The sequence below is a fragment of the Neorhizobium sp. R1-B genome, from assembly GCF_004368875.1.
Taxonomy (GTDB): domain Bacteria; phylum Pseudomonadota; class Alphaproteobacteria; order Rhizobiales; family Rhizobiaceae; genus Neorhizobium; species Neorhizobium huautlense.
The window spans coordinates 17,522-29,582 of record NZ_SOEM01000029.1; the positions used below are offsets into that span (position 1 = coordinate 17,522).

Below are 12,061 nucleotides of genomic sequence, written 5' to 3' on the forward strand. Positions count from 1 at the left end.
AGGCACGCAATATGCCGTTGCAATTTCCCGCGAGCCGGTATCTAAAAAGCTGAGACAGGGCTTGCACCCTGCTTCCTGGCGGCGAGAAAAGATGAACACGCCGTCGGGCCGCCAACAGAGAGGATCACATGAATATCTCCACCCGATTCTTCGCCGCCGCCTCGATCGCCGCGCTGTCGCTTTTTGCCGGCTCGGCCATGGCCCAGGAAAAGCTCGTGATCGGCACGGAAGGCGCCTATCCGCCCTTCAACAACCTCGAAGCCAACGGCCAGCTCACCGGCTTCGATATCGATATCGCCAAGGCGTTGTGCGAGGAGATGAAAGTCACCTGCACCTTCGTCACCAATGACTGGGACGGCATCATTCCGGCGCTGCAGTCGAAGAAGTTCGACGCGATCGTCGCCTCCATGTCGATCACGCCGGAACGCAAGGAACAGGTCACCTTCTCGAAGAAGTATTACAATACGCCTCCGGCCATCGCCGTGCCGAAGGATTCGCCGATCAAGGACGCCTCGGCGGCGTCGCTGAAGGGCAAGACGCTCGGCGCCCAGGGCTCGACGACCCACTCCAACTATGCCGAAAAGCACATGCCGGATTCCGAGCTGAAGCTTTATCCGACCGCCGACGAATACAAGCTCGACATTTCCAACGGCCGCATCGATGGCGTGGTGGACGATATCGTCGTGCTTTCGGAATGGCTGAAGTCGGATGCCGGCAAGTGCTGCAAGATTCTCGCGCCGCTTCCGGTCGACGTGGAAATCAACGGCGAAGGCGCCGGCGTCGCCGTGCGCAAGGGCGAACAGGCACTGGCCGACAAGTTCACCGCCGCTATCGCTGCAATCCGCGCCAACGGCAAATACAAGCAGATCCAGGACAAATATTTCGACTTCGACGTCTACGGCGGCAACTAATCGCCGGATCGTCCGTCAGAACCCGGCGGAAGGCTTGCCCTTCCGCCGTTTTTCTTTTTAATGAAACAGAAGCATCTCCGGTGCTCAGACAACAAGCGGCACGACAGAAGCCGCAGGGGAAAACGATTTTATGAGCGGATTCTTTTCCGCCCTCTTCGGCGCGCTCGATCCGCTTTGCGGTCCTGTCGGCATCTTCTCGCTGTTCGGCTCCGGCACCCTCGTCGCCTGCGGCGAAGCGGGCTGGGGCGACGAAATCGCCTTCGGCGTCAAAGTCACCATTTCGCTGGCGCTCGCCACGGTACCCGTCGGGCTTTTTCTCGGCTTCCTGATCGCGCTCGCCGCGCAATCGGAGGACAAGCTGCTGAGGCTCGCCACCGGCATCTACACGACGATCTTCCGCGGCCTGCCGGAACTCCTGACGCTCTTCATCGTCTATTACGGGCTGCAGATCCTGATCCAGTCCGTGCTCGCCTGGCTCGGCTACGAGGGGCGCGTCGAAATCAACGCCTTCCTCGCCGGCATGGTGGCGCTTGCGGTGGTCTTTTCCTCCTATTCCTCCGAAGTGTTGCTTTCGGCCTTCCGGGCAATCCCGCGCGGGCAATATGAGGCCGGCGATGCGCTCGGCCTGCATCGCGGACGCACCATGCGGCTGATCGTCCTGCCGCAGCTCATCCGAATCGCCCTGCCCGGCCTCACCAATCTCTGGCTGATCCTCCTGAAGGATACCTCTTATGTCTCGGTCATCGGGCTTGCCGACATCGTGCGGCAGACGGGCATCGCCGCGAGAGTCAGCAAGGAAGCCTTCTTCTTCTATTTCATCGCCTGTCTTCTTTACCTGATCCTTGCGATGATCTCGTCCTTCGGACTCGGCTTCGTCGAGCGCTGGGCAAAGCGGGCGGAGACGGCCCGATGAGCTATGTGAGGGAACTCATCCCGCCGCAACCGGCCCCGCTTGCGCCCGCTCGTCCCATCACCGGCGCCAGGATCGCCGCGATCGGCATCCTCATCCTCTGGGCAATGCTCGCCGCCGGGCTCGTTGCCATGGTTGTCAACGGCTGGGATCAGGACAAATTCCTGCGTTATGGCCCCCGCTACCTAAACGGCCTTTGGACGACGATCTCTCTCGTCGGTCTTGCCGTCGTCTTCGGGGCGCTGCTGTCGGTGCCGATCGCGTTCGCACGCATGTCGAAAAACCGCGTGCTCAACGGCATCGCCTACGCCTATGTCTATGTGTTCCGCAGCACGCCGCTGCTTGCTCAGCTTTTCCTGATCTATTACGGCCTCGGCAGCTTCAAGCCGCAGTTGGAAAGCGCCGGCCTCTGGTGGTTCTTCAGGGATGCCTGGTATTGCGGCCTCCTGTCCTTCGTGCTCAACACCGCCGCCTATCAGGCGGAAATCCTGCGCGGCGCGATCGAAAGCGTTCCCCGCGGTCAGCGTGAGGGCGCCGCGGCACTCGGCCTTTCCAAGCAGGTTGCCTTCGCAAAGATCATCCTGCCGCAGGCACTGATCGTAGCGCTCCGGCCCTATGGCAACGAACTTGTGCTGATGATGAAGGGCTCCGCAGTCGTCGCCATCGTGACGGTCTACGATCTGATGGGCGAGACCCGCTACGCCTTTTCCCGCACCTTCGACTATCAGGCCTACCTCTGGGCGGCGATCTTCTACCTCGCCATGGTCGAAACTCTCAGGCACGTATGGGCCTTCCTGGAAGCCCGCCTGACCCGGCATCTGAAGCGGTAGCAGCACTCAACGAATCTCGCTGCTAACATACTGAAAAAATTCACGAAAGCACCTTTATAGCTCAATTGTAAAGCCTCGATTAACCGTGGCATGCTCCCATATCGGGGTGACGCGAAAAGCGTCCTCCTGAAAAAGAATAAGTGGGAACTGCTCTATGTCTGAGATGGAAATGATGCTGAAAGGATACGGCCTGACAACGGCCCAGATCTTCTATCGCCTGCCCGATCACCCGGCCCTGTTGCAGAGCTATATCTGGCAGAACTACGACCTTGCTCCGGATTTTCCGGAGATGAAGGGTTTCCTGAAATTCTGGCAGGAAAAATTGGACGGGCCTCTGCATTCCGTCCGCTATGTGCATCGGAAGCTGATATCGGCAAGCGAGTGGCGCGCAGTCAAGGGAGAGATCATCATCCACTAGCGAGAACCCGGCGGCCTCATACATGCACTTCGCCGTGAGCGAATTCGCCGTCATCTGGCTCTCGATGGATGGCGGCATACAGGATTGCGGCATAAAAGAACGCGACCACCGCTATCACGCTCCACCCCGGCGCCGGCCCGAGCGCCGCATTGTTGACGGCCTCGCCGACCGAAAAGACGACATCCGTCTTGGGCTCGTTGGGAAGCAGTTTCGGCGTTGAGATCTTCAGCAGCCAGGCGAACAGCAGGATGACATACATCCAGACATAGTTTCGCCGGATGCGCCTGAACAGCGCCTCCCGATAGGTGATGAGGAAGCTCGGATTGCGCAGGCTACGGGCAATGCCGACCGCCCAGTCGGGCTTGAGATCGGCCTGCGGATCCAGCGCCTGGGCGAAATAATGCCGCTCCAGCTTGCGCACTCTGGCGCGATAGACATCGAAGAAGCGATAGCGTCGCGCCTCGATCAAGAGCATCAGCGAGATGAGAAGCATGGCAAACAGCACGACGCCATGGTGCGAGGTCGGCGTCGAGAGCGATACGGAGAGAAGACCCGCGACCATGGTGATGGCCCAGTTGGACGTGCGGTCGATGCGGTCGCGCCAACCGGCCATCCGCCCCATCTCGCCGCGGTAATAGTGGATGATCATATTGGCCTTTTCGGCGGATGTGATCGGCAGCGACGGTGCCCGTCGCTCGATATTCTGCTCCAGCACGTTCGGCCCCTGATCGCCGGCCATGATCCTTTCTCCAGGCAAAAATTTCTGCTCCTTTGCTCAACGGGCCAGCGCCCGACACGTTCCGCGGCGATGGACAAACGGGCGCCACCGGCTTAAAGCGCCTCAAAACAAAGGACAGAGTGATGAAGAAGATCGACGAGGAAGCATTGGCGGAAGCCTATAATCGCGCTCTGGCGCTGGAGAAAGCCGGCGAGATCGATGCGGCGGTCAAGGCATACGAGGATGTGCTGGCGCTCGATCCCGAGGATCACGGCGGCGCCGCGGTGCGGATCGCCGCAATGGGCCGCGGCGAGACGCCACCGAAGGCGCCGGATGCCTATGTCGAAACACTCTTCGATCAACATGCCGAAAGTTTCGAGGACATCCTTGTAGAGCAACTGGGCTACGCCGTGCCGGTGATGGTGCGCCAGCGGTTCCAGGAGCTGAAGCTCGGGCACTTCAAGCGTATGCTCGACCTTGGCTGTGGCACCGGGCTGACGGGGGGCACGCTGCGCGACATGGTTGACGATATTACCGGTATCGACATCTCCGAGAACATGGTTGAAATCGCCCACGAAAAGGATCTTTACGAAACGCTTTACGTAGCGGAAGTCGAAGATTTCCTGGAAGACAATGACGACGAGCCTTTCGACCTTGTCACCGCAACGGACGTGCTTCCCTATCTCGGCGCGCTCGAGCCGCTGTTCTTCGGCGTGGCGGAAAATATGCTGAAAGGCGGCATTTTCGCCTTCTCGTCGGAGAGCCTGTCCGATGCCGACGGCCGTACCTATGCAGTCGGCCCGCACCAGCGTTTTCTCCATAGCGAAGCATACGTCCGATCGCGGCTTGCCGACACCGGGTTTGAGGTGCTGGAAATCTCCGAAATCAATGTGCGCATGCAGGATGGACAGCCGTCGCCGGGCCATCTGGTCATTGCGCGGCTGAAAGGCTAGTTTCGCCTCCGCAACGGAGGATTCGATGACCCCACAGCGCTATCTTCTTGCCCAGGCCTATAACAATGCCTGGGCCAATCATCGGCTTCTAAGGGCATGCGGCAAGCTTTCGGCGGAGGAACTGGCCGCACCCCGCACCAATTTCTTTCCGTCGATCATCCATACGCTCAACCACATCCTGACGGTCGACTGGCTCTACATCAGTGCGCTGGAGGGCAATTGCATCGGCGCGGCAGCATTCGAGCCGGAGATACCCTTCGTGCACTTTGCTGATCTTAACCGCGAACAGCATGCCGCCGATCGGCGGCTGATCGACCACTGTCGTGAGATGGTTGCCGAAACCGTCATGCAGGAGGTCCGCATTCCCCGTGCCGACCATGTACAGGTGGAAACCGCCGATCGGGTGCTGCTGCACCTCTTCCAGCACCAGATCCATCACCGCGGCCAGGTTCACGCGATGCTGTCCGGAACCTCCGTCCCACCCCCGCAGCTTGACGAGTTTTTCGCAGCCGACGAGGAAAAGTTGCGCAAGCAGGATTTCGCCGAACTCAATTTTACCGAAGCCATGATCTGGAGTTGACCCCCCATGCTGTATTTCGTCATCAAGGCATTGCACATTCTCTCCGACTTTCTTCTGATCGGCGGCATGTTGATCAATGCCTTCGTCATCGGCATGGTGCCTCCCGCGATCCGCGTCGGCGTCATTGCAGCGCTCTGGAAATATGACCGGACAGTGACGACGGCGGCCCTCGGGGGCGCCTGGCTCTTCGGCCTCTGGCTCATCTTCGGTTACGTCGGCTTTTCCGACGGCTGGCTGCACGCCAAGCTGGTCCTGGTGGTCATGCTTTCCGCCCTGCACGGCATGCAGCAGGGCTGGATGCGCCGCATGCGGGCCGACCCGAAACTCGATCCGCCGGCGTTCGTGCGCGTCGGCATGCCGATCATCCTGGTTTCCGTCGTTCTGGTCGTGTTGCTCGCCGTGATCAAGCCATTCTGATCAGGCTTTAGTCGGCTCCGCAGGCGGCTCGACATCGGAGGGGGCCGCGGGCTCGTCATGTGGCCTCTCCGACGCGACCTCCGTCAGCCCGGTTGGCTCAGGCGCTTGCGGCTTCGGCGCTTCTTCCGCCTCTTCCAGCACATCCGCGCGGTAATGCACCTGATCGAGGCCGTCGAGCATGCCATAGGCGATTTCGCGCTCGCCCATAATCGTCTTGTCGGCGCCCAGTTTGGTCAGATGCTCGATCTCGGCGTCGGAATTGGCGCGGCACAGGATCAGAAGCGCAGGGTTCACCTCACGTGCCTGCATGACCACATTGCCGGCCTCGAAAGCGTTCGGGATCGCCACGACGAGGCTCTTTGCCGTTCCCAGATTGGCAAGCTCCAGCACCTTGGGCGAAGCCGCATTGCCGACGATGACTTCGATCCCCTGCTTCAAGAGATCCTGAACCCGGTTTTCCGAATCCTCGATCACCAGAAACGGTGTGCCGGAGGATTTCAGGTTGGCCACCACGATGCTGCCGACCCGGCCGTAGCCCACCACGACCGCATGATCCATGAGCCGGCTCACGGCCACCTCGCCCTCCTCACCGGCAGTAGTCAGCACCGGCTCGGTCTCCTTCGGCGTCGGAGTTTCCTGGCCGGGCACGGCATCGTCGCTATGGGCGCCGGTCTGCGTGGCAATCGCCGCCTCGCCCTCGCCTTCCGGCGCACGGATCAGCCGCGCCTCCAGCCGCGGGATCAGCTTGTCGCCGAGATAAAACATCACGGGATTGAGCATGATCGAAATGATCGCGCCGGCGAGGATCAGGTCGCGGCCCTCTTGCGGGAGCAGGTTCAACCCCACACCGAGTTCGGCGAGAATGAAGGAGAATTCGCCGATCTGTGCCAGACTGGCTGAAATGGTCAGCGCCGTCGGTACCGTCATTCGGAATGCAAGCACGATCAGGAAGGCAGCCATCGATTTGCCGATCAGGATGATGAAGACGGTCGCAAGCACCGGCAGCGGGTTCGACAGGATGATGTTCGGATCAAAGAGCATGCCGACCGAGACGAAGAACAGTACGGCGAAAGCATCGCGCAGCGGCAGGGTTTCCTGAGCCGCCCTGTGCGACAGCTCGCTTTCCGAAAGGATCATGCCGGCGAAAAAGGCACCCAGCGCCAGCGATACGCCGAAGAGCTTGGCGGCACCGAAGGCGACCCCGAGCGCGATCGCAAGGACCCCGAGCCTGAAAAGTTCGCGTGAGCCGCTATGGGCGATGCGGTGCAGTATCCAGGGGATGACGCGCCGGCCGATCACCAGCATGACCCCGAGAAAGGCCATGACCTTCAACAGAGTAATGCCGATGACACCGGCAACGCCGAGTTCGATGTCGAAAAGGTCCGCAACCGCGATCGCCACCGGATCGGGATGTGCCGCCTCGCCGCCGATGCTCGCGAGTGCCGGGATCAACACCAGCGCCAGCACCATGGCGAGGTCTTCGACGATCAGCCAGCCGACCGCGATCTTGCCGCGCACCGTCTCGACAAGACGCCTTTCCTGCAGCGCCTTGAGCAGCACGACGGTGGAGGCAACCGACAGCGCCAGGCCAAAAACGAGGCTGCCTCCAAGCGGCCAGCCCATCAGCGCGCCCATGCCCCAGCCGAGCAAGGTGGCAAAGCCGATCTGGACGATGGCGCCCGGTACGGCGACGCCGCGTACGGACAGAAGATCCTTCAGTGAAAAATGCAGGCCGACGCCGAACATCAGCAGGATGACTCCGATCTCGGCAAGCTCCGGCGCAAGGTTCTGGTCGGCCACATAACCCGGGGTATGAGGGCCGACGAGGATGCCGGCGAAAAGATAGCCGACCAGCGGCGGCAGACGGAACCGATTGGCGATAGCGCCGAATATGAATGCAAGCACGAGACCGCCGACGATGGTCGAAATCAATGGGGTATCGTGCGGCATCCGCGCTCCCTCTGGAAATCTCCTGAAAATCTGCCATATATGGCGTATGTTGACCAATATGGGCAGCCTGGTGAAATGGGTCAAGACGCAAAACAGATCATTTTGACGCCGGCGCTCTGTCGCGCAGCACGGGGGCTTCTCGATTGGACGCAAAGCGAACTCGCGGAGCGTTCCGAAATTTCCCGCAGCACGATCCGCGACTACGAAGGCAGCCGCCACGACGTTCACCGCGCGACGGCTGCCCAGATCCGACGCGCCTTCGAGGATGGCGGCGTCGTTTTCATGGAAGTGGAAGGCTGCGGCCTGGGTGTCTGCCAAAAAGGCAGCTCGACCTCGCCCCTTCGCTGACGCTCAACTTTCTCCGAGAATGGCGGAGAGCAATTTTCCTTCGAGCGCAGCGAGATCCGGATCCCCATGCCGGCGCGGATGAGCCTGGGGAATGGCGAGGTCGAGCTTGATGCGTCCCTCGTCCAGCACGATAACCCGGTCCGCCAGATGCACGGCTTCCGTGACGTCATGGGTCACCAGAACGGCCGTGAAGCCAAGCTCGCGCCAGACGCGGGTCAACAATTGCTGCATGCTGATGCGCGTCAGGGCGTCGAGCGCGCCGAGCGGTTCGTCGAGGGCGAGCAGCCCCGGCCGGCTGACAAGAGCCCTGGCGAGCACCACGCGCTGCCTCTGTCCGCCGGAAAGTCTGGCAGGCCATTCGCCGGCCTTCTCCCGGAGCTGCACCTCGGCCAGCACCGCCTCGGCCTGACGTCGCGCGAGATTTTTCGGCACCCCGTCTCCAAGGCCGACTTCGACATTTTCCGACACGGTGAACCAGGGCAGAAGCCTGGGCTCTTGGAAGACGATGCGGGCGTTGGGGACGATCTCGGCCCCCGCCCCGTTCTTAAACGAGATCTCGCCCGACGTCTGGCTGTCGAGCCCGACGAGCAGCCGCAGGAGCGTGCTCTTGCCGCAACCGCTTTTACCGACGATCGCCAGGAATTGTCCGGCAGGTACTTGGAGGTCGACGCCCCGCAGCACGCGGTTGTCGCCGAACTGTTTCTGGATTCCCGACAGCTTCACGGCGGCGGCCTGCGGCCGGTTCGCCCTCGCCGGAATGGGCGGTTCATATTCCAAAGGCTCACCGCCGACGAAGGCGAGCGGCCGCTGATAAGGTCTGATCGGCATTTTCAGGCTCCTTGACGTTGGTAAGCCACGTTCCACGACAGCGTCCAGCGCTCCAGCATCCTAGCGATCACATCCGCCAGTTTGCCGAGCGCGGCATAGATGACGAGCGCCAGCACCACGACGTCGGTCATCATGAACTCACGCGCCGTATTGGCCATGTGCCCGATGCCGGATGAGGCGGCGATGGATTCCGAGACGATCAGCGTCAGCCACATGATACCAAGCGCGTAGCGCAGGCCGACGAAGATCGACGGAAGAGCGCCCGGAAAGATCACCTTGCGGAACAGCGACCAGCCGCTCATGCCGTAGATCCGCCCCATCTCGATCAAGTCGCGGTCGACATTGCGCACGCCGTGATAGGTGTTGAGGTAGATCGGAAACAGCACGCCCAGCGAGGTCAGAAAAAGTTTGGCCTCCTCGCCGATGCCGAACCAAAGGATAACCAGCGGGATCATCGCCAGATGCGGGATGGTGCGCAGCATCTGCAAGGTGGTATCGGTGAGCTGCTCGGACAGCCTAGACACGCCATTGGCAATACCGAGCAGAAATCCGATCGAGCCGCCGATCAGCAGCCCAGTCAGCGCCCTCGCACCACTGACGGCGACGTCATGCGCCAGCTGCCCGGAAAGAGCCACGTCCCAGAAGGCTCTCACCACCGCGACCGGAGCGGGCATGATGCGGTCCGAGATCCAGCCTGCCGAGGAGGCCGCCTGCCAAGCGGCAACGATCAGCACCGGCACCAGATAGGGCAGAAATGCGTCTTTCGAGAGGGACGGCAGGCGAATTCGCCTACCCTCCGGTTTTCGAGCCTCGCGGCTCCCTGCGAACGCTTCGGCTATGGTCATGGTCTGATCCTCTCAAACCTTCGGCTACGAAGCCGCGACGGCGCGGACGGTCGCGTGACCGCCGCCGGCGAAGATGCGCTTACCGCCGAACTCGCTGCCGAAGACGGTCGGCTGCTCCTCCCGGCCAATGCCGAGTTCCGGGAACAGCAGTTCCGCGACGCGATAGGCCTCTTCCAGATGCGGGTAGCCCGAGCCGATGACCGTATCGATTCCGAGCTGCTGATATTCACGCAGCCGTTCCGCCACCGTTTTAGGTGATCCGACGAGCGCCGTGCCGGCGCCGGAACGCACAAGCCCGATGCCTGCCCAGAGGTTCGGCGATACCTCCAGCTGGTCGCGCCGTCCCCCGTGCAGAGCGGCCATGCGCTTCTGGCCGACAGAATCTGAACCGTTGGCAAAATGGGCCTGCGCCTTAGCGATCGTTTCGTCGTCCAGTTTGGAGATCAAACGGTCGGCGGCGGCCCAGGCCTCCTCGTCCGTTTCCCGGACAATGAAATGGAGGCGGATGCCGAAGGTCACGTCCCTGCCCTTCCTGGCTGCGGCCGCCCGCACGGCCTTGATCTTCTCCTCCACCTGCGCCGGCGGTTCGCCCCAGGTGAGGTATTTGTCCGCACGGCCGGAAAAGAACTCGATGCCCGCATCCGAGGATCCGCCGAAATAGAGAGGTGGACGCGGCTGCTGGATGGTCGGGAAACCGAGCCTGGCACCCTTTGCCTTGATGTGCTTGCCGTCGAGATCGGCTTGTCCCTTGGTGACGAGATCCTCCCATACCTGGAAGAATTCTTCCGCGTGGCTGTAGCGTTCGTCGTGCTCCAGAAAAATGCCGTCCCCGGCCAGTTCCGCCGGGCTTCCCCCGACGACGATATTGAGAAGCAGGCGACCGTTCGAAACCCGGTCGAGAGCTGCGGCAAGCCGCGCGTAATAGGCGGGCGATGCCGTGCCGGGACGAATAGCCACGAGAAATTTCAGCTTCTCGGTAAACGGCGCCAGGGAAGCCGCCGTCACGAAGGATTCCTCGCAGGACACCCCGGTCGGCAGCAGAACGCCGGAATAGCCAAGCCGGTCGACGGCGGAAGCGATCTCCCGCAGATAACGGGGATCCGGTGCGCGGTTGAGCTCGCTGCCGCCGAGATAGGTGCCATCGCCGGCGGTCGGGATGAACCAGAGAAAATCGATGGGTTTGGATGTATCGGTCATCGGTCAGATCCTTGTCGGGGAAAGAGGTCGGATGGTCAGCTCTGTTTCGGGCGCCAGACGATGTCGCTGACGGAGAGCTTTCGCGGGATGATCTTGAGATCGTAGAACTCGTCGGCGAGCGACTGCTGGTAGGCGACCACTTCGTCCGTCAGCGTCGACACGGCGCCCAGATTTGCGCCGCGGCGGGAAAGGACAACCCGCGTCACCTCTTGCGGTACGCCCGTGATCGTCGCCAGCGCCTTGACCGTCTCCTCGAAATTGGCCTGGGCGGCATTGCCGACCTTCCTCAACTCGTCAAGGATTTCCGGGACCAAGTCTCCATTCGCTTCCGTGAAGTCGGTATTCGCTAGGAAGTAGCTCCAGGAATCGACGATACCCTCGGCAGTCGTCAGCACCCGCGTCTGCGGATCGTTCTGGGCGATTGCGGTATAGGGATCCCAGATCGACCATGCGTCGATTGAACCATTCTTGAAGGCGGCTGCCGCATCCGGTGGCGCGAGATCGAGCTGTGTCACGTCATCAAGAGTGAGCCCACCCTTGCGGAGCACTTTGACGGTGATGTTGTGAGCACTCGATCCGCGCTTGAAGGCGAGCTTCTTGCCCTTAAGGTCGGCGAGCGTCCGGATCGGCGAGTCCTTGTGGACGAGGATGGCAGAACCCGCCGAACTGCCCCTGTAGGTGCCGACATAGAGCAGGTTGCCGCGGGCCGCCTGGGCAAAAAGCGGCGGCACGTCGCCTGTCGGCCCGAAGTCGAGCGCACCGGCTCCGAGCGCTTCGAGCAGCGGCGGACCGGAGGTAAATTCCGACCAGGCGACGGAGATCCCGCGATCCGCGAAACGCTTTTCGAGCGCCCCCTGGCTTTTTGCCAGCGCCAGAACGCCGTTCTTCTGCCAACCGATCCGAAGCTCTTTCGCTGCTGCCCTCGCCCCTCCCGCGACCGGCAGAACCGCCGCCGCGGCCGCGGCCCCAATTAGCCCGAGTGTCTGTCTGCGTGTTACCATGGTCCTAGCCTTTCCCTCTGGTATCCGGTCCATTGCGGCGTGCCCGCCGCTTTGCCCTTCGACGTTCAGGATCGTTCCATAGTCTATCGATGTGGTCGACATTAAATTCGTTCGAATTATCCGACCATCGGGAGAATTTATTCCCCGATTGGCGC

Annotated in this window: 14 protein-coding genes; 8 read left to right on the forward strand and 6 right to left on the reverse strand. The window is 61.6% G+C overall.

Annotation, left to right across the window (positions count from 1 at the left end):
• Positions 1-128: 128 nt before the first annotated feature.
• The 4 genes from EDE05_RS24175 (at position 129) to EDE05_RS24190 (ending at position 3,069) form a co-directional block, all read left to right on the forward strand.
• Positions 129-911: an ABC transporter substrate-binding protein gene (locus tag EDE05_RS24175; protein ID WP_105372594.1), complete on the forward strand. Its 783-nt coding sequence runs from the start codon at positions 129-131 to the stop codon at positions 909-911.
• 130 nt (positions 912-1,041) lie between these two features.
• Positions 1,042-1,824 (forward strand): ABC transporter permease, encoded by a 783-nt coding sequence (locus EDE05_RS24180; protein ID WP_105372593.1) that lies wholly within the window; start codon positions 1,042-1,044, stop codon positions 1,822-1,824.
• The gene (locus tag EDE05_RS24185) at positions 1,821-2,651 is read left to right on the forward strand and encodes an ABC transporter permease (RefSeq protein WP_105372592.1); all 831 of its coding nucleotides are present in this window, start codon (positions 1,821-1,823) and stop codon (positions 2,649-2,651) included. The genes EDE05_RS24180 and EDE05_RS24185 overlap by 4 nt, the downstream gene beginning before the upstream one ends.
• Before the next feature lie 154 nt (positions 2,652-2,805).
• Positions 2,806-3,069 (forward strand): usg protein, encoded by a 264-nt coding sequence (locus EDE05_RS24190; RefSeq protein ID WP_105372591.1) that lies wholly within the window; start codon positions 2,806-2,808, stop codon positions 3,067-3,069.
• 16 nt (positions 3,070-3,085) lie between these two features.
• Here EDE05_RS24190 and EDE05_RS24195 read toward each other — a convergent pair whose 3' ends face one another.
• A complete protein-coding gene (locus EDE05_RS24195; protein WP_105372590.1) occupies positions 3,086-3,808 on the reverse strand; it encodes a DUF2270 domain-containing protein in 723 nt (240 codons plus the stop codon).
• Positions 3,809-3,930: 122 nt separating this feature from the next.
• Here EDE05_RS24195 and EDE05_RS24200 point away from each other — a divergent pair, with 122 nt between their 5' ends.
• Genes EDE05_RS24200 through EDE05_RS24210 form a run of 3 tightly spaced genes read left to right on the forward strand, consistent with a single transcriptional unit; the run spans position 3,931 to position 5,737 of the window.
• Positions 3,931-4,740 (forward strand): methyltransferase domain-containing protein, encoded by an 810-nt coding sequence (locus tag EDE05_RS24200; RefSeq protein WP_105372624.1) that lies wholly within the window; start codon positions 3,931-3,933, stop codon positions 4,738-4,740.
• A gap of 25 nt (positions 4,741-4,765) precedes the next feature.
• The gene (locus EDE05_RS24205; protein ID WP_132413396.1) at positions 4,766-5,320 is read left to right on the forward strand and encodes a DinB family protein; all 555 of its coding nucleotides are present in this window, start codon (positions 4,766-4,768) and stop codon (positions 5,318-5,320) included.
• 6 nt (positions 5,321-5,326) lie between these two features.
• Entirely contained in the window at positions 5,327-5,737 is a 411-nt protein-coding gene (locus EDE05_RS24210) for a CopD family protein (RefSeq protein ID WP_105372588.1), read from the forward strand.
• Here EDE05_RS24210 and EDE05_RS24215 read toward each other — a convergent pair whose 3' ends face one another.
• Complete coding sequence (locus EDE05_RS24215; RefSeq protein ID WP_132413398.1) at positions 5,738-7,687, reverse strand: cation:proton antiporter; 1,950 nt, start codon at positions 7,685-7,687, stop codon at positions 5,738-5,740.
• A gap of 30 nt (positions 7,688-7,717) precedes the next feature.
• On the opposite strand from EDE05_RS24215, the gene EDE05_RS24220 reads away from it, so the two are divergent.
• Entirely contained in the window at positions 7,718-8,035 is a 318-nt protein-coding gene (locus EDE05_RS24220; protein WP_132413426.1) for a helix-turn-helix transcriptional regulator, read from the forward strand.
• A 3-nt stretch (positions 8,036-8,038) separates the two neighbouring features.
• Here EDE05_RS24220 and EDE05_RS24225 read toward each other — a convergent pair whose 3' ends face one another.
• Genes EDE05_RS24225 through EDE05_RS24240 form a run of 4 tightly spaced genes read right to left on the reverse strand, consistent with a single transcriptional unit; the run spans position 8,039 to position 11,906 of the window.
• Positions 8,039-8,863 carry an ATP-binding cassette domain-containing protein gene (locus EDE05_RS24225; protein ID WP_134103115.1) on the reverse strand — a complete coding sequence of 275 codons (825 nt, stop codon included), beginning with the start codon at positions 8,861-8,863 and terminating at the stop codon, positions 8,039-8,041.
• 2 nt (positions 8,864-8,865) lie between these two features.
• Positions 8,866-9,708, reverse strand: coding sequence for an aliphatic sulfonate ABC transporter permease SsuC (gene ssuC / locus EDE05_RS24230; protein WP_132413402.1), 843 nt, complete (start codon positions 9,706-9,708; stop codon positions 8,866-8,868).
• 24 nt (positions 9,709-9,732) lie between these two features.
• Positions 9,733-10,905, reverse strand: a complete 1,173-nt coding sequence (gene ssuD, locus EDE05_RS24235) for an FMNH2-dependent alkanesulfonate monooxygenase (protein ID WP_132413404.1) — start codon at positions 10,903-10,905, stop codon at positions 9,733-9,735.
• Positions 10,906-10,940: 35 nt separating this feature from the next.
• Positions 10,941-11,906: an aliphatic sulfonate ABC transporter substrate-binding protein gene (locus tag EDE05_RS24240; protein WP_105372584.1), complete on the reverse strand. Its 966-nt coding sequence runs from the start codon at positions 11,904-11,906 to the stop codon at positions 10,941-10,943.
• Positions 11,907-12,061: the final 155 nt, after the last annotated feature.

What these genes read in the sequence shown, in the direction of transcription:
- EDE05_RS24175 (WP_105372594.1), top strand. Translation starts at nt 129, where the DNA reads ATGAATATCTCCACCCGATTCTTCGCCGCCGCCTCGATCGCCGCGCTG.
- EDE05_RS24180 (WP_105372593.1), top strand. Translation starts at nt 1,042, where the DNA reads ATGAGCGGATTCTTTTCCGCCCTCTTCGGCGCGCTCGATCCGCTTTGC.
- EDE05_RS24185 (WP_105372592.1), top strand. Translation starts at nt 1,821, where the DNA reads ATGAGCTATGTGAGGGAACTCATCCCGCCGCAACCGGCCCCGCTTGCG.
- EDE05_RS24190 (WP_105372591.1), top strand. Translation starts at nt 2,806, where the DNA reads ATGTCTGAGATGGAAATGATGCTGAAAGGATACGGCCTGACAACGGCC.
- EDE05_RS24195 (WP_105372590.1), bottom strand. Translation starts at nt 3,808, where the DNA reads ATGGCCGGCGATCAGGGGCCGAACGTGCTGGAGCAGAATATCGAGCGA.
- EDE05_RS24200 (WP_105372624.1), top strand. Translation starts at nt 3,931, where the DNA reads ATGAAGAAGATCGACGAGGAAGCATTGGCGGAAGCCTATAATCGCGCT.
- EDE05_RS24205 (WP_132413396.1), top strand. Translation starts at nt 4,766, where the DNA reads ATGACCCCACAGCGCTATCTTCTTGCCCAGGCCTATAACAATGCCTGG.
- EDE05_RS24210 (WP_105372588.1), top strand. Translation starts at nt 5,327, where the DNA reads ATGCTGTATTTCGTCATCAAGGCATTGCACATTCTCTCCGACTTTCTT.
- EDE05_RS24215 (WP_132413398.1), bottom strand. Translation starts at nt 7,687, where the DNA reads ATGCCGCACGATACCCCATTGATTTCGACCATCGTCGGCGGTCTCGTG.
- EDE05_RS24225 (WP_134103115.1), bottom strand. Translation starts at nt 8,863, where the DNA reads ATGCCGATCAGACCTTATCAGCGGCCGCTCGCCTTCGTCGGCGGTGAG.
- ssuC (WP_132413402.1), bottom strand. Translation starts at nt 9,708, where the DNA reads ATGACCATAGCCGAAGCGTTCGCAGGGAGCCGCGAGGCTCGAAAACCG.
- ssuD (WP_132413404.1), bottom strand. Translation starts at nt 10,905, where the DNA reads ATGACCGATACATCCAAACCCATCGATTTTCTCTGGTTCATCCCGACC.
- EDE05_RS24240 (WP_105372584.1), bottom strand. Translation starts at nt 11,906, where the DNA reads ATGGTAACACGCAGACAGACACTCGGGCTAATTGGGGCCGCGGCCGCG.